Below are 16,453 nucleotides of genomic sequence, written 5' to 3'. Positions count from 1 at the left end.
TGTGTAAGCGCTTAATCGCGGATTTGATAGTGGAAGCCCAAGAACTGCTTAAACTTCTTCACCACATGCAAGCTATGACGCAGCAAGTCACGCTCGGTTCGGTCTAACTGTTTGATATCAATGTTGTTAAGTGTTTCTTGTTTACTCAATTGCTGATTAAGGCGAATCTTAAAGAACAGCTTCAACGCTTCGTTTAAGTTGTCTGCGGTCTCAGGTTCTAAGATGCGTTTTTTTCTTAGTGCTTCGATGCGTTCAAAGGTGTTTTTTTCTTCAATCGCATATTCCAACGACAAGGTGCGAATACCATGCACGATAGGGAAGATGCCACCACGTTTGATATCCAAACCATCCTTGGCACTTTTTACGTTGCCAAACAGAGTCAGGGGCACGGAAAATTGCAAAGCAGGGCGCGTGAAATCCGACAAAACCAGCATGCGATCTTTCATGCTGTCTCTGAGGTGATTTGCTATTGGGGTGAGAAGCTCTCGATTTCCTGCTACTGCATGTGCGTCACTGAAAATCGCCAAGTCCATGATAGGTTCAGGCTCCGCCTTCGCAATCCAATGATCTAAGGTGTGGAGCCACTCTTGCTGCGTTTTGACCCATTTCGGGTTGTTGACCATCACTTTTCCGGGGCAGAGTGGGTAACCAAGCTGCTGCAGAGTGTGGGTGAATGATTGCATCACTTGTTCGCAATGCGGCCATTCTAGCCCGTCTTCAATAATGAGCGCGTTGTCTTGGTCGGTCTTAAGAATTTGCTCGCCACGCCCTTCTGAGCCCAGCACGATCAAACAACAGTGGTCGTGCAAAGCGGGTGGCACCACCAGTTCAAAGGCTTTTTCGATAATTTGTTCGTTTACCGCAGAGATGAGCTCCATGATGAAGCGAGTGCGGATGCCGTTTCTCAGCAAGCTTTCTACCAGTTGACGTTGGCGGTTTGAGGCCAACGCCAGTTCTTCTACGCTGCTTGCTCGTGCAATGCTGAGTGTTAACACGTGGGAATGCGTCGAAAACGCGCTGAGAATTTGTGTCATGTCGAGCATGCCCACCGCGCGATTGCCTTCGCAGACCATCAAACGTTTCATGCGATTACGTGTCATGGTGATCATGGCGTTAAACAGAAAATCCCCGTCATCAACATGGTAGACAGGGAAAGTTGCGATCTCACCTACAGGTGTGTCCACGGCGCAATTATCCAACATAACCGAGTGCAGCATGTTGGTACGAGTCACGATGGCGTACGGGTGAGCTGACGGCCATTTTTCCAATCGCGGGTCATCGTCGTGGAGCTGAACCAATGCAGCATCGATGCCGTTATCTTTTAGAGTTCGAGTTACCTCGTTGATTGGCGTTTCTGGCGCGAGGATCATCGGCGGATGATAAATGCTGTTATCGACTTTGGTCAGAATGAATTCGGCCAAGTTTTGCTGTTGCTGCGCGGCTTCGATGAGTTCTTGTCGTTTGGATAAGTTGTTGTCGAAGTAAGCCGCGAACTGGCCATTCTCGTTATAAAGCTCGAGAAAAACGTCTTTTGGTAGCAAGTACGAAAGGGTGTCTTCCAGCGCGATGTATTGATGTCGAACGCATTCTTCAAACAGTGAACGCACATCAAACATGTCGTCATTGGCGTAGTGAGCGAACACTTCGGATTGGTCTTTAGAACGCTCTTCGACTGCGCCTTTGATCAATATGTGCAAGTGAGGGTTGGTCTGCCCGCTAGATAAAATGACATCTCGAGTTCGATAGTACGCCACATCTAAGGACGAGCGCAGCCGAGTTTGCTGAGCATCGGTCAGACGATCGAACGGGGGAGATTGCATATTAAATTTGTCAGGCATGGAGACACCTAAAATTGGGAGGAACACAGTATAAGTCTGACAAATTTCTTGCCGTAAGCCAGACGACTTTGGTCTAAACCGCTGGACATTGATGGGCGAATTTGGCGCATCAAAAGTCAGAATGACATCGAGGAAACGGTAAGTTGCCTATTCTTCCCTTTTTCTAATACGCATAGCGATCCATAATCCACGGTTCGAGCGATGGTGTTCCCGTTTTAGGATATTAGTAATGTTGAAACCTTCTCCGTATGGCTGGATTTCCCAGTACTTTCTCGGATTCTTTTTTGCGTATGGCGTTTACCTGCCATTTTGGTCGTTGTGGTTTAAAGAACAGGGCGTTTCTTCCACGGACATTGGTTTACTGGTTGGTTTAGGTTTGGCGACACGCTGCGTGGCTAACCTCGTCATTACCCCTCGTGTACACCGAGTTGAACATCTAATGCCAACGTTGCGTTGGTTGAGCTTTGCAGCCCTCATTTTTGTTGGTTTCCACTTTTTTACGGGCGGCAGTTTTTGGCTCATGGCATTGGCAACGGTGTTGTTTAACTTGTGTTGTGGTCCGGTAGTTCCGCTATCAGACGCGATGGCAAACTACTACGCTCGCTTGAAAATGTTGGATTACGGGCGCACGCGTTTGTGGGGGTCTATAGCCTTCATTGCGGGTTCAACGGTGGTGGGTTTCCTTGTCGCAGAATTTGGCTCGGATATGATTCTGTACACCGCGATGGTGGGGGTGTTCTTTTCATTGCTTTTCGCGATGCGCAGCATCAATCCAATGCCTGTCACTCGCGGTGACCAGCATGCTGAACGTCCGAAATTATCTGCACTGCTTACCGATAAATCAGTGGTGAAGTTCTTGGTTTTGGTATCGCTTATCCAAGGTAGCCATGCGGCGTACTACGGCTTTAGTGCCATTCACTGGAAAGCGGCGGGTCACTCAGAAGACGTGATCGGCTACTTGTGGAGTCTGGGCGTTGCGGCAGAAGTGGCTGTGTTTGCATTGAGTAAGCGTCTGTTTGCTGGTTGGGCGCTGCGCACGCTGTTTATTGTTGCAGCTTGTGGTGTGATGATGCGTTGGGGCATGACCGCAGCAACAACGTCTATCGTTGCGTTGGTTATTGTGCAACTTCTGCACGGCGTGACATTCGCGACGGCGCACATTGCGGCCATTCAATACATCCAAAACTCTGAAGAGCACAAAATGGTGGCTCTGCAAGCGCTATACAACGCGATCCCGCTTGGCGCATTTATCGCGCTGATGACGGTGCTCAGTGGTTGGGGTTACGAGCACTGGGGCGCGCTGGTGTTCTGGGGTATGGCGGCAATGGGCCTATTGGCGCTGTTCATCAAATTGGACCCTCAAGAGCCTAGCCACAACGTGGTGGATGTGTCTGAAAAGGCACTTGAAACACAGAATTAGACTTCTGTGACAAAGGTTAAAAACTAATCTTTGTCTCCATTGTGAAAGCAGTGTTAAATGAAACCTCTCCCTCAAGGAGAGGTTTTTTATTTTCTGTAAGAAAAGCTAGAAAGGATATCGGATGCAAGGATGGCTGGTGGTTCCCGTTTCTTTGGCGTACTTGGGAGCCCTATTTATAATCGCGTGGTACGGAGACATACAGAAGCGCTGGCTCGCCCGTTGGCGACCGTGGATTTATAGCCTCTCGATTGCGGTGTACTGTACTTCGTGGACCTTCTACGGCACGGTCGGACAGGCGAGCAGCAATCCTTGGTCTTTCTTGCCCATCTATATCGCGCCGATTTTGGTGTTTACCATCGGATGGCGGGTTCTGGCTCGACTCATTCTGATCGCGAAGCGCGAACACATCACTTCCATCGCTGATTTTATTGGTGCCCGTTACGGAAAATCGCAAGGCTTGGCGGTGGTCGTCACATTGATTGCGGTGGCAGGGATCTTGCCTTACATCGCCTTGCAGCTGCGTGGCATCACCATGGGGTTGGAGATCATCGCCCCGGAATTGGCGACCGATTTTGGTTATCAGAATGACAGCGTGTCTTGGTTTGTCGTGGTGGCACTGGCCATTTTTACCATGTTGTTTGGTACTCGCCATATTGATAACACCGAGCATCACCGTGGGATGATGATGGCGATAGCGTTCGAATCCATCATCAAATTGCTGGCGTTTTTGGTGGTGGGGATTTTCATTGTCTGGCTGGCGATGAGTACTGAAGACTTGAGTCTGATTGAAGTGGCTTCTGAAACCTACCAGTCGCCAAACATTCCAACCTTATTGATTCATACTGTGCTGACCATGTTGGCAATTGTCTGTTTGCCGCGCCAGTTCCACACCATGGTGGTGGAAAATGAACGTGCGCAAGACTTGCACGTTGCGCGTTGGTTGTTCCCGCTGTATCTGATTTTGATGGGCGTATTTGTGTTGCCAATCGCGTGGGTCGGGCAAGGGTTATTGAGCGGAACATCTGCCGATACTTACGTGATCAGTGTGCCGATGGCGGTGGGGGCAAGCGAGATTGCGTTACTGGCGTTTTTGGGCGGTACTTCGGCGGCGAGCGGTATGGTGATTGTTTCAACCATTGCTTTGGCGATCATGGTATCGAACGACTTAGTGATGCCGCTGATATTGCGCCGAATGCGCTTGGCGCAGCGCAACCATCACCATTTCTCGGAGCTTTTGCTGCGTATTCGCCGCGCTCTAATTCTGATTTTGTTGATTGGTGCATGGGGATTTTATCAGGCTTTAGATAGTATCCACTCACTCTCTGCGATAGGTTTTCTCTCGTTTGCAGCCATTACCCAGTTTGCCCCTGCATTGATTGGCGGTATGTATTGGCGTCAGGGCAACAAGAAAGGCGTTTATGTTGGCCTCGCGGTCGGTTTTACGATTTGGTTGATTACCTTAATGAGCCAAACCGACATGTTGGCTGGTAATGCCAGCAACAACTTTTTGATTTGGTTAATCACGCCGCCAGAGATGCTGTCGAGCTTCGACATTGCGATTTCGGATTGGGGCATGATCATGAGTGTGGTGGCGAACGCGGTGTGTTTTGTCGCGGTGTCTCTGGCGACGCGTCCAAGCCTAAGTGAGCGCTTACAGTCGGCGTCTTTTGTCGGAACACCGCTGCCTGAAAGCGAAAACATCAGCTTGTACCAAAGTCGAGTTACCGTGGCTGAGCTGGAAATGCTTGCCTCACGCTTTGTTGGCCGCACTCGGGTGAAAGTGGCTTTCCAAGCCTATTGGAGCCAGCAGCGAGAGGAGTTGTTACCGAACCAACAAGCGCCGTCTTCGTTGATTCGTCACACTGAACGCGTATTGGCTGGAGTGTTTGGTGCCTCTTCCGCTAAGTTAGTACTTACTTCTGCGTTGCAAGGCAGAAATATGCAGCTTGAAGAAGTCGCAACCATCGTTGATGAAGCATCCGAGCTGTACGACTTTAGCCGCGGGTTACTCCAAGGGGCGATAGAACATATCGGCCAAGGGATTGCGGTGGTCGACAAACAACTGCGGCTGGTGGCGTGGAACCAGCGTTACCTAGAGCTGTTTGTATTCCCGCCCGGATTGATTCAAGTCGGCCGACCGATTGCTGATGTGATTCGCCACAATGCTGAGCAAGGTTTATGTGGCCCCGGCGATCCAGAAGACCACGTACGCCGCCGCGTGTATCACCTTGAGCAAGGCACGCGACATACCTCTTCCCGTGTGCGCCCTGATGGACGAGTGATTGAAGTGCAGGGCAACCCGATGCCCGGCGGTGGTTTTGTAATGAGCTTTACGGACATCACCGTATTCCGCGATGCCGAGCAAGCACTGAAAGACGCCAATGAAACGTTAGAAGAACGAGTGCGCGCGCGCACTAGAGAGTTGGAGCAACTCAACAAGCAGTTGGTGGCAGCGACGCAGCGTTCGGATTTGGAATCGAAATCGAAATCGCGTTTTTTAGCGGCCGTAAGTCATGACTTGATGCAGCCGCTCAATGCCGCCCGTTTGTTTGCGTCTTCACTTTCTGAAGTAGCCAAAGACAGCGAAACTCGCAAGTTGTCGGCACACATCGAAAGTGCGTTAGGCGCGGCAGAAGATTTGATCGGAGATTTGCTGGATATTTCGCGTTTGGAATCGGGTAAGTTGGAGGTCAATGTCCATGGCTTCGCGGTCAACGATGTTCTGGCGAACCTCAATGCGGAATTCAGCGCATTGGCCAAACAACAGGGGATCGAGTTCACTATGATCCCATCTTCGCTAATGGTGAAATCGGACCCTAAATTACTGCGTCGTGTGGTACAGAATTTCCTCACCAATGCCTTCCGTTACAGCCCAAATGGTAAAGTCGCTCTGGGAGTGCGCCGAGTTCAAGGACGTGTTCGCATTGATGTGTGGGATAACGGCATGGGCATCGAGGAAGAAAAACAGCAGGAAATTTTCGAGGAGTTTAATCGCGGAACGCAAGTGCGCTCCGATCAAGGCTTGGGATTAGGCTTGGCGATTTCCAAAGGGATTGCGCAGGTGTTGGGACACGACATTTCAATGCGTTCGTGGTTTGGCAAAGGCAGCGTGTTCTCGATAACCTTGGATAAGGCTCATCACGTTCAGCCACACCCTGCGAAAGTCGAGACCAGTCCTCAATCTGAGTTGTGCCACTTGCGAATTCTGTGTGTCGATAACGAACCTGACATTTTGGTCGGAATGGAAAATCTTCTCTCTCGTTGGGGGTGCGACATACGTGTTGCGACGGATCTCGTCGAAAGTTTACAAGCGCTCGAAGGCGATTGGGTGCCAGACGTCATTTTTTCTGATTATCGATTGGATAATGGACGTACGGGGTTAGAAGTGTTGCAACAGTGTCGTTTGCGTCTGGGGAATCGTTTTGAAGGGGTGATCATCAGTGCTGACCGTACTGACGATATGATGGAAGGCATCAAAGCGAACGGTTTCAGCTTTATTGCCAAACCCGTTAAGCCACTCAAATTACGCTCGGTGCTCAATCGAGTCGCGTAGCTTAGGTAAGTTGAACGCATGAGCCAGATAATAAGAGACCTCCAATGAGAGGTCTCTTTGTATTCTGCGGATCTTCAAAGCGGTGCTTTACTCAGCCACGCCACCTTGAGTCAATTTGGCTGGATTAAGCAGCCTTTCAAGTGTTTCGCGGTCTAAATCCGTTTCCTCTTCGGCCACATCAATGATGGCTCGTCCTTGTTTGTAGGCTTTTTTCGCTACTTCTGCCGCTTTCAAATACCCGATCACCGGGTTTAGTGCGGTGACTAAAATCGGATTCTTGGCTAAAGCAATATCGAGGTTATCTTGTCGAACATCAAAGGTCGCAATCGCCTTATTGGCAAGGGCGGTCGCACTGTTCGCAACGAGCTCAATGCTCTCCAAAATATTATGTGCAATCACGGGTAGCATAACATTCAACTGGAAGTTGCCAGACTGACCCGCGATGGTGATGGTTGCGTCGTTGCCAATCACTTGCGCTGACGCCATGGCTGCGGCTTCAGGAATAACCGGGTTTACTTTGCCCGGCATGATTGATGAACCCGGCTGTAAGCCTTGCAGTTCGATTTCACCCAAGCCAGCCAATGGGCCAGAGTTCATCCAGCGAAGATCGTTTGCGATCTTCATGATCGCAATTGCTGCTGTTTTGAGCTGTCCAGACAGTGCGACGATCGCATCCTGGCTGCTGAGGTTGAAAAAGAAATTGTCGCTTGAAGTAAAGGTGACTCGAGTGGACTGAGTGAGGTTGTCTGCAAACAGAGAGGCAAAACGCGGATCGGCGTTGATCCCTGTGCCAACGGCAGTGCCGCCTTGAGCAAGGGCTTTCACCATCGGCAGTGTTTGTTCAATGGCTTGTTTAGCGTGTTCAATCTGGAACTGCCAGCCGCCCAGCTCTTGCGCGAAAGTGATTGGCATGGCGTCCATCAAATGAGTTCGGCCTGTTTTTACCACACCTTGCAAAGCTTGCTTCTTGGTTTCTAGGCTTTGGCTAAGATGAGCCAGTGCAGGCAACAACTTGTGTTCAATAGCAAGTGCTGAGCTGACTTGAATCGCCGTCGGCACCACATCGTTGCTGCTTTGACCCATGTTAACGTGGTCATTCGGGTTGACGTTGCCGCCAAGCAATTCAGACGCGAGCGTGGCAATCACTTCATTAGCGTTCATGTTGGAGCTTGTCCCAGAACCGGTTTGGAATAGGTCGATAGGGAACTGATCGAGATGTTGGCCATCAATAATGGCTTGCGCAGCGTCTGCAATCGCATTAGCGATATCACCTTCCAGTAACCCTAGTTGTGCGTTGGTCAGTGCTGCCGTCTGTTTGATGTGGGCTAAAGCTTGGATGAAACCGCTTGGCATGGTGTGCTGGCTAAATGCGAAGTTATCGATAGCGCGCTGAGTTTGCGCTTGATACAAGGCATTCGCCGGGACTTTTACTTCGCCCATGCTGTCGGTTTCAATACGAAATTCGGTGGTCATAGTAGGGTTCCTTTCGTTTAATCAAGAGAAGTCTGAATGAGGCGTAATTGTTGTTGTAATTGGAGAAACTTTACGTCGCCATGTTCAAACTGATAGTAGTAACGTTTGAGGCAGAATAAGGGCGTGTGAACCGAATCAAGGCAGACTCGGCGAAATGTACGAGTGCGAGTTGGGTCTTGAATCGCTTCGAGAAGGTGGAAATACACTTGGCGCAAAAACAGTTCGCACAAGAGTAAGTTTTCGTCTTCTGCTTCATGCTCATAGCTGGATGACAACACCATACCCCAATGAATATAGTCATGAATGACGTCGGGCTCAAAGCCACTTGGCGCGGCAAGTTGGAAGCGATCTTGCGCTTTGAAGAAGGCGTTGAATATGTCCTTTCTGCGTTTCATATCTGCCTCAATTAATTAGATAATGATAATTATTATCAATTAAAAATGAATTAGCAACCCTCTATTTTCAGCAAGGCTAGATATAAAAAAGCCGACGCAGTCGCATCGGCAGAAATGGTTGGGTTTTCATCCCGCAGCAAAGCTTATCCGTTGTTTAGAAGGATTCGCAGCGTAATGTTACTCAGTAAACAAGGTTTCGTATTTCACAAATGCTGTTTGTGTTTCGCCGTAGTAAAGCGTGCCTTCGGCTTGGATAACGACTCGTAACCAGCTCTCTGCGGAGGTTGGCTTTGGCAGAGTGATGTACCAGTTTTGGCCAGCTTGATCGGCGCGTGTCATATCAATCGGCTGAGCGTTCTGTTGTTGGTCATCTACTACGGACAGCTTGACGCCTTCCAGCGGATAGGCAGCGTTGAGAGACAGTTCTAGGCTATCTTTTGTCAGTTTTTCAGAACGGAACTTAACTTTAAAATCGCCATTTTCCATGTCACATAGGCCACTGGTGTAACGGCAGTTGGACTTACTCGCGAGCTTGTAAGTTTCCCCTTCTTTAGCGGCATGAGGCTTTTCGCTCAGTGCCATATCGGTACCAAAGTAGGCAATGATAGAAAGGATGGGCGCGATTAACAGGGCGAGAATAAAGTGCTTGTTTTTGAACATCTTGGCTTCCTTGCAACGACATACTGCGAATATGGTAACTGAAAAGTGAGAATAAAAAAGCCCCGGACGGCAGGTTCCAAACGGGGCTTTTGTGGTTTTGGTTATATTTTAGTGATCCACTGCGCTACCAGCACCTACCGGTACGCGAACGTGTTCGACTAGGTCTTTCACTTCTTGTGGTGTTTCTGCTGTTACTTTCGATACAGCGAACGCGACGATGAAGTTGAATAAAGCACCAATCGCACCAAATGCGTTTGGCTCAATGCCTAGGAACCAGTTGCTGCCCCAGCTTTCTAGGTAAGTCCAATCTGCGATGAATAGGATACCTTTGTGTTGGAACACGTAGAACAGAGTGATACTGATACCGGCAATCATACCCGCGATAGCACCTTCTTTGTTGATGTTCTTACTGAAGATACCCATCATCAGAGCCGGGAAGATGGAGGACGCCGCCAGACCGAAGGCCAGTGCTACCGTACCTGCCGCGAAGCCCGGTGGATGCAGACCCAAGTAACCTGCGACTGCAATGGCCACTGCCATCGAGATTCGACTCGCGAGCAGCTCTTTCTTCTCTGAGATATTCGGGTTAATTACCCCTTTGATTAAGTCGTGGGAAATCGCGGACGAAATCGCCAGCAATAGACCCGCTGCGGTTGATAGTGCTGCCGCTAGACCGCCCGCTGCGACCAGTGCGATAACCCAGTTAGGTAGTTTCGCGATCTCAGGGTTAGCCAGTACCATGATGTCGTTATCAACTTTCAGTTCGTTAGTTGCAGCATCTGATGTGTAGTTGATGTTGCCATCACCGTTCTTATCATCAAAGCCAAGCAGACCCGTTTTCTCCCAGTTTTTGAACCAAGTAGGACGTTCGTCATAAGCCAAGTGTTGGCCCGGCGCAGGGTTAACGGTATCCATTAGGTTTAGGCGTGCCATTGCTGATACTGCTGGAGCAGTTGTGTATAGGATAGCGATGAACACAAGTGCCCAACCTGCAGAGGTACGTGCATCACGCACCTTCGGTACAGTGAAGAAACGGATGATTACGTGTGGCAGACCCGCAGTACCGATCATCAGTGACATGGTGTAAACGAACATGTTTAGCGTGTCACCGCGGACTTGAGTGGTGTATTCACTAAAGCCGAGCTCCGTCACCACTTGGTCTAGCCGATCCAACAGATAGACATCGGTGCCGGCCATGGTACTGCCGAGCCCTATTTGTGGAATTGGATTGCCGGTAAGCTGCAGAGAGATAAAGATTGCAGGAATAGTGTAAGCCAAAATGAGTACGCAATACTGAGCAATCTGCGTGTAAGTGATGCCTTTCATGCCACCAAGAACGGCGTACATGAATACAATACACATACCAATCAGTAGACCGGTTGAGTAATCCACCTCAAGGAAGCGACCAAACGCAACGCCAACGCCTTTCATCTGACCGATAACATAAGTGACCGACGCGATGATCAGACACACTACGGCTACGATACGCGCTGTCTTGGAGTAGAAACGCTCGCCGACAAACTCAGGCACGGTAAATTTACCGAACTTACGTAGGTAAGGGGCAAGCAACAGTGCAAGCAGCACGTAACCACCAGTCCAGCCCATTAGGAATACGCTGCCGCCGTAACCCATAAAGGCAATCAGACCCGCCATCGAGATAAACGATGCCGCAGACATCCAGTCTGCTGCGGTTGCCATGCCGTTAGCGATAGGGTTTACACCACCGCCCGCGACGTAGAACTCTTTGGTTGATCCAGCGCGTGCCCAAATCGCAATACCGATGTAGAGGACAAACGTCGCACCAACAACCAGATAAGTGATAGTTTTCAAATCCATCTGAGTGACTCCTTACTCATCCACGCCGAATTCACGGTCGATTTGGCGCATTCTCCACGCGTAGTAGAAAATAATACCTAGGAAGGCATAGATGGAGCCCTGCTGAGCAAACCAGAAACCAAGTTTGTATCCACCTAATTGAAATTGATTAAGTACGTCGACAAATAAAATGCCGCAGCCGAAAGACACGACGAACCAGATGACCATTAGACCGATCATGAGCTTCACGTTTTTGTCCCAATAGGCTTTGGCTCTTTCTTCGCTTTCAAATGCCATTGCCGTCTCCTTACGATTGGTATTGTTGTTAAAAAAATGTTTCACAATGTACATTAGCAAGGTGTTGGCAATAACTCTTTTCAACTTTAGTCGGGGCGTAAAAAAGGAAAAACGACCGAATAATGGGCGTTTATGGCGAAATCGATAAGATTTGATGATGTTAAAAAGGTGTTAAATTAGCCTAAGGTCTAATGATTTGATGCATAAAATTTTCAATATGTTGCATTGGTTAATCTTTTCTTCATTGATTTCACCGAATCTATACCTAGATTCAACCTTCTCAAGTGATTTGTTTACATAAAGTTTTCGTACCGGAGTACGGTTTTGAGGCACAATAAAGCTTGTGCTTAACTCATCGCGCTTACATCTTAAAGTTGAGGTGATTTAGGAACTTATATGCTTACTCGTTGAGATTGTTTGTAGCTTTTCATTTAGGGAGGGTGAGAATGGACGCAGACACCATTAACAGCTTTTTTCTGATTGGTGCATTACTGATTGCACTGAGCGTTCTTTTAAGCCCCGTGTCCTCAAAATTGGGGATTCCAATCCTTCTCGTATTTCTTGCGGTAGGTATGTTGGCTGGGGAAGATGGCCTTGGCGGAATCTTATTTGATAATTATTCCATCGCTTATTTAGTCAGTAACTTAGCGCTCGCCATCATTCTTTTGGATGGCGGGATGCGAACGCGAGTCGCCAGTTTTCGGGTCGCCTTGTGGCCTTCGGTGTCGTTGGCAACCATAGGCGTAGCCATCACGACATTGTTAACTGGCTTGATGGCGACCTGGCTGTTCGATTTGGATTTATTGCAAGGTATCTTGGTTGGCGCGATTGTCGGTTCAACGGATGCGGCCGCGGTCTTCTCTTTATTGAAAGGGCGCAGTCTGAACGAACGTGTTGGCTCGACGTTAGAAATTGAATCGGGCACCAACGACCCAATGGCGGTGTTCTTGACCGTCACGTTAATTGCGATTCTTTCTAGTACGGGAACGGAGTTAAGCGCCGGCTTTTTAGCGCTCAGTTTTGTTAAGCAGTTTGGTATCGGTGCGCTTCTTGGTTTTGCTGGTGGCTGGGTCTTGTGGAAAGTCATCAATCGCAATCAACTGCCGGATGGCTTGTACTCGATTTTGACCGTCAGCGGCGGCTTGATCATTTTCGCGTTGTCGAACTCGTTAGGCGGCAGCGGTATTTTGTCGATTTACCTCGTGGGTTTATTGCTGGGTAACCGTCCAACGCGCAGCCGTCATTCGATTCTGCATGTGCTAGATGGTATGACGTGGCTAGCGCAAATTGGCATGTTCCTCGTGCTTGGTTTGTTGGTTACGCCGTCGAACTTGCTGAGTATTGCGGTACCAGGCTTGGCGCTTGCGTTTGGTATGATTTTGTTTGCCCGTCCTATTTCCGTGTGGATTGGACTGCTGCCATTTAAGAGCTTCACGCCACGTGAGAAGTGGTTTGTCTCTTGGGTTGGTTTGCGCGGTGCGGTGCCAATCATTCTTGCGGTATTCCCTATGATGGCTGGTTTGCCAGACGCGCAGCTGTACTTCAACTTGGCCTTCTTCGTGGTTATGGTATCGCTGATCGTTCAGGGCGGTACGCTGACCAAAGCGATGTCGCTTGCCAAGGTTGAGTTGCCACCAAAGCCTGAGCCAATCTCTCGCACTGGTGTGGAGATTTACCCAACCAGTGAGTGGGAACTGTTTATCTACCGATTGAAAGCGGATAAATGGTGCATTGGCGAACCGCTGCGCAGTTTGTCGATGCCTGAGGGCACGCGCATTGCGGCTGTTTTCCGTAATCAAGAACTGCTTCACCCATCGGGCAGTACCAGGTTGGAAGAAGACGATACCCTATGTGTATTGGCTCAAGAGAAAGACTTAGCTGCACTGAGCTTGTTGTTCAGTGAAGCGCCGGAGAAAGCCTCTCTGACTCGTTTCTTTGGTGATTTCTTCTTAGATATTGAAGTGAAGCTGGCCGACGTGGCGATGATGTACGGTTTGAATTTGGGCGATGAACTGCAAGATAAAACCTTGAGCAATATTGTTGAAGAACAGCTAGGTAGCACGCCTGTTTTGGGCGACCAGTTTGAATGGCAAGGTTTGCAATGGGTAATCGCGGACGTGGTGGATCACCAAGTGACTAAGGTTGGTTTACGTTTACCCAATGAAGAAGAGGAAGGGGAAGAGGAGGACTAAGTCCTAATCATTCATTTCCGTTAACATGATGACGGCTTGCGTGCGGTTCTTCACGCCGAGCTTGCGGAAAATCGCCGTCATGTGTGCTTTGATGGTGGCTTCTGATACATTCAACTCGTAAGCGATTTGTTTGTTCAGCAAGCCATCAGACAACATCCCCAACACTTTGTATTGCTGTGGCGTTAGCGCGGCAATCTTCTCTGCTAAATCATTACACGCTGCGTTATTGGTGATCAGCCCTTCAGGGAAGTATGGGTCGCCATTGAGCACTTGGTTGAGTGCATTGACCAGTTCACGCATATCACTCGATTTCGGAATAAAGCCAAACGCACCATGGCTCTTCACTTGACTCACCACCGTTGGCTCTTCGCTGGCGGATACCACGACGATAGGCAAATCTGGGTATTCCGCTCTTAAGTGGATAAGCCCTGACATTCCATTAGCCCCAGGCATTTTGAGATCCAACAGCACCAAATCCGGCTCTTCCTCTTTGGAGAGTAATGCAAGCAGGGCATCAAGAGAGTCTGCTTCAAGCAGATTGGCACCACTGACAGCCATGTGTACCGATTGGAACAATGCATTACGGAAGAGAGGGTGATCATCGGCGATGATGATGGTGTAGGTCGAATCCATGACGTTAAACACTTTTGACTATTTCGTTAAATGAATTATTGTCCAGCTTTGAGAAGGTGGACAATATTTATTCGCTAAAAGTCTGAACCAAATCGACTTTTATTAGGAAAATTGCATATAGCCGCATTTTTCTCATTCAAATCTGTGCAACAAAAAACGCCAGCGAAAATCGCTGGCGTTTGAATGATGTGATATCAGAATCGATTGATGTGCTCTAAGAAAGGCTCGGCTTGCATAAAACCAGTTAAACGAGCGTTTGAAACGTGTTCGCCTTTCGCATCCCAGAATTCGATGGTCGGCAAACCCAGCACGTTCATGTGTTTGAGTAGCTCAATATCTTGCACTTGGTTTTTGGTGACATCCGCTTGCAGCAACACAAAGTCTTGCAGCTTGGCTTCGACTTTTGGATCGTGGAAGGTGTACTTCTCAAACTCTTTACACGCTACACACCAGTCGGCGTAGAAGTCGAGCATGACAGGTTTACCTGCTGCTTTCGCCAGCGTCAGTTGCTCTTCAAGCTCGGCCACATTAGCAATGCGAGTAAAGCTAACCGTTGTTTGCTGTGCTTGGGTTTCGTGATTGCCAAACCAATAATTCAGTGCTGGTTGTGCGGAGGCGAACAAACCGAGGACGGCAATAATGCCAATTGCACTTTGCTTCCAGCCACCAAACTCCAAGCTGTTTTTGATGTGATACAACCAACCAAATGCCACGATACCGAGCGCAGACCACAACGCCGTCGACCACATTTCTGGCAAGATACGCTCAAGCAAGAAGATTGGAGCTGCCAGCAGAATGAAACCAAATAGTGTCTTCACGCGGTCCATCCAACCGCCAGCTTTTGGCAGCAGTTTGTTGCCAAATACCGCCACGAGAATCAGCGGAATACCCATACCCATCGCCAGTGCGTAAAGCGCAATACCACCAGTCAGCAAGTCACCACTTTGTGCAACGTAGAGTAGTGCGCCCGACAGAGGTGCTGTGGTACACGGTGAGCACACCAGACCTGAGATCGCACCCATCGCGAATACGCCTGCGCTGCTGCCGCCTTGTTGTTTGTTGCTTAGGTTGTTTAGCCACGTTTGTACACTGCTTGGCAATTGCAGGGTGTACACACCAAACATGGAGAGTGCCAACGTGACGAATAAGATACTCAAACCAATCAACACATATGGGTGTTGCATCGCCGCTTGGAACTGCATGCCTGCTGATGCCACCACTAAGCCGAGAAGAGTGTAAGTTAGCGCCATGCCTTGCACGTAAACCAGGGATAAACCCAGAGCGCGGCGTTGGCTGAGTTTCCCGCTGCCAAGTACGATGCTGGTCAAAATTGGGTACATTGGCAGAACACATGGCGTAAACGCTAAGCCTACACCAAGAGCGAAAAACAGCAGCGGAGTCCACCAATTGTCAGCAAGGTTCGCCGCGAGGCTGTCTTGCTCAGTGACTGGTGCGGGAGCATTGTTTGATGACACTGACGTGCTCGCCGTTGGTGATGTCGCGTTTGTTTGGTTGTTGTTTGCTGTCGATTGAGTTGGTTTTGTTGCGACTGCGGAATCAGCAATGGAAGCCGTAAAAGCGTCTATTGGAATGATGCGAGTTTCTGGTGGGTAGCAGAATCCAGCCTTTGCACAGCCTTGATATTGCACGATCACGCGTGCGCCTTCTTGCCACTCATCAAGCGGTACATTCACAAATAAAGGCGTGGTGTAGATATGCACATCACCGAAAAATTCATCTTTATGTGGCGTGCCGTTTTCCATTTGCAGTTCGCCAAGAGAGATGTTTTCACCAGACACAGACAAGCGCTCTTGATACAGATAGTAGCCGTCACGTACCTGCCAATCGAGCATCAACTTGTCGTCTTGTTGGTAGAAGTTAAATGGGAACGCTTGGTCGACCGGAACAAAGCTGTCGTTGCTGCTACCAAAGCTGTTGTTCTGGCTATTATTAAACTGGTCTTTGCCAAATAAAGCTAAAGACGGAGTGGAAAAGGTAATGAGCCCTAAGAGTAAAACGGAAAGTAATGCGCGCATAAAAGGTTCAATTCATCTTAGATAATTGCCGTTAGTGTAACTCAATCAGACCCGCAGGCGAGTTAATAAGTTTCATCCAAGTGAAGATTTGTTAAGCAATACTCAAGGCGCAGAAAAGAAAAAAGGGAGCCGAAGCTCCCC

Annotated in this window: 11 protein-coding genes; 3 read left to right on the top strand and 8 right to left on the bottom strand. The window is 49.0% G+C overall.

Translation table 11 applies throughout. From position 1 onward, the window contains the following. Window positions 1–11 precede the first annotated feature (11 nt). Complete coding sequence (locus ACYJZR_RS14370; RefSeq protein WP_031841436.1) at window positions 12–1,838, bottom strand: DUF294 nucleotidyltransferase-like domain-containing protein; 1,827 nt, start codon at window positions 1,836–1,838, stop codon at window positions 12–14. 229 nt (window positions 1,839–2,067) lie between these two features. Between ACYJZR_RS14370 and ACYJZR_RS14365 the strand changes: the two genes are divergently transcribed. After that, the gene (locus tag ACYJZR_RS14365; RefSeq protein WP_005458010.1) at window positions 2,068–3,258 is read left to right on the top strand and encodes a 3-phenylpropionate MFS transporter; all 1,191 of its coding nucleotides are present in this window, start codon (window positions 2,068–2,070) and stop codon (window positions 3,256–3,258) included. Between the two features lie 121 nt (window positions 3,259–3,379). Beyond that, the gene (locus ACYJZR_RS14360) at window positions 3,380–6,811 is read left to right on the top strand and encodes a hybrid sensor histidine kinase/response regulator (protein WP_406966383.1); all 3,432 of its coding nucleotides are present in this window, start codon (window positions 3,380–3,382) and stop codon (window positions 6,809–6,811) included. 87 nt (window positions 6,812–6,898) lie between these two features. Here ACYJZR_RS14360 and ACYJZR_RS14355 read toward each other — a convergent pair whose 3' ends face one another. The 5 genes from ACYJZR_RS14355 to ACYJZR_RS14335 all read right to left on the bottom strand — a co-directional run bounded on the left by ACYJZR_RS14355 (window position 6,899) and on the right by ACYJZR_RS14335 (window position 11,451). After that, complete coding sequence (locus ACYJZR_RS14355; RefSeq protein ID WP_053314574.1) at window positions 6,899–8,284, bottom strand: class II fumarate hydratase; 1,386 nt, start codon at window positions 8,282–8,284, stop codon at window positions 6,899–6,901. A gap of 17 nt (window positions 8,285–8,301) precedes the next feature. Continuing rightward, window positions 8,302–8,679 carry a hypothetical protein gene (locus tag ACYJZR_RS14350; RefSeq protein WP_005458016.1) on the bottom strand — a complete coding sequence of 126 codons (378 nt, stop codon included), beginning with the start codon at window positions 8,677–8,679 and terminating at the stop codon, window positions 8,302–8,304. 177 nt (window positions 8,680–8,856) lie between these two features. After that, window positions 8,857–9,339, bottom strand: coding sequence for a hypothetical protein (locus ACYJZR_RS14345; protein WP_005458018.1), 483 nt, complete (start codon window positions 9,337–9,339; stop codon window positions 8,857–8,859). A gap of 108 nt (window positions 9,340–9,447) precedes the next feature. Next, a complete protein-coding gene (locus ACYJZR_RS14340; protein ID WP_005458020.1) occupies window positions 9,448–11,175 on the bottom strand; it encodes a sodium:solute symporter family protein in 1,728 nt (575 codons plus the stop codon). 12 nt (window positions 11,176–11,187) lie between these two features. After that, window positions 11,188–11,451, bottom strand: coding sequence for a DUF4212 domain-containing protein (locus tag ACYJZR_RS14335; protein WP_005458022.1), 264 nt, complete (start codon window positions 11,449–11,451; stop codon window positions 11,188–11,190). Between the two features lie 446 nt (window positions 11,452–11,897). Between ACYJZR_RS14335 and ACYJZR_RS14330 the strand changes: the two genes are divergently transcribed. After that, on the top strand, window positions 11,898–13,643 hold the full coding sequence (locus ACYJZR_RS14330) for a potassium/proton antiporter (protein WP_015297432.1): 1,746 nt from the start codon (window positions 11,898–11,900) through the stop codon (window positions 13,641–13,643). 3 nt (window positions 13,644–13,646) lie between these two features. Here the strand turns inward: ACYJZR_RS14330 and ACYJZR_RS14325 are convergent, their stop codons facing one another. Then, window positions 13,647–14,276 carry a response regulator transcription factor gene (locus ACYJZR_RS14325; RefSeq protein WP_017449376.1) on the bottom strand — a complete coding sequence of 210 codons (630 nt, stop codon included), beginning with the start codon at window positions 14,274–14,276 and terminating at the stop codon, window positions 13,647–13,649. A gap of 194 nt (window positions 14,277–14,470) precedes the next feature. Beyond that, entirely contained in the window at window positions 14,471–16,312 is a 1,842-nt protein-coding gene (locus ACYJZR_RS14320; RefSeq protein WP_053319976.1) for a protein-disulfide reductase DsbD, read from the bottom strand. Window positions 16,313–16,453: the final 141 nt, after the last annotated feature.

The sequence above is a fragment of the Vibrio sp. RC2502 genome (assembly GCF_054850435.1).
This window is presented reverse-complemented; position numbering and strand designations above follow the sequence as displayed.